Consider the following 603-nt stretch of genomic DNA (forward strand, 5'->3'; position numbering starts at 1 on the left):
AAGAAGCTGCTGCGGATTTACCGTGAGGAAGGGCTGGCGGTGCGTCGGCGGCGGGGTCGTAAACGGGCACTGGGCACACGGGCGCCGATGAATGTACCCCAGGCTCCCAACCAGCGCTGGAGCCTGGATTTCGTGTCGGATGCATTCAGTGATGGCAGGCGGTTCCGCATCCTGGCCGTTGTGGATGATTTCTCACGCGAATGCCTGGCCCTGGTGGCCGACACCTCGCTGTCCGGCAAGCGGGTGGCAAGAGAGCTGGACGCGCTGATCGCCACACGCGGCAAACCGCAGGTGATTGTCAGCGACAATGGCAGCGAGTTCATTTCCAGGGCAATCCTGGCCTGGACGCAAACCCATCAGGTCGAGTGGCATTACATCCAGCCCGGCCAGCCCACCCAGAATGCGTTCGTGGAAAGCTTCAACGGACGCTTGCGCGATGAATGCCTAAATGAAACCCTGTTCCACGGTCTGCGGCACGCCCGCTAGGTGCTGGCTGACTGGCGCGACGACTACAACAATATTCGACCTCATTCCACCCTGGGCGTGTTGTAAAGGGCGAAATAGAAATCCCCAGAAGTGGCATTTGAAAATTCCCCAGATGGC

General features: G+C 59.9%; 1 pseudogene. It reads left to right on the top strand.

Annotated elements, in window-relative coordinates:
• Positions 1-552: pseudogene (locus ACM9LZ_RS25960) on the top strand (IS3 family transposase); the annotation flags it as partial.
• Positions 553-603: the final 51 nt, after the last annotated feature.

The sequence above is a fragment of the Niveispirillum fermenti genome, from assembly GCF_048066175.1.
GTDB lineage: Bacteria > Pseudomonadota > Alphaproteobacteria > Azospirillales > Azospirillaceae > Niveispirillum > Niveispirillum fermenti.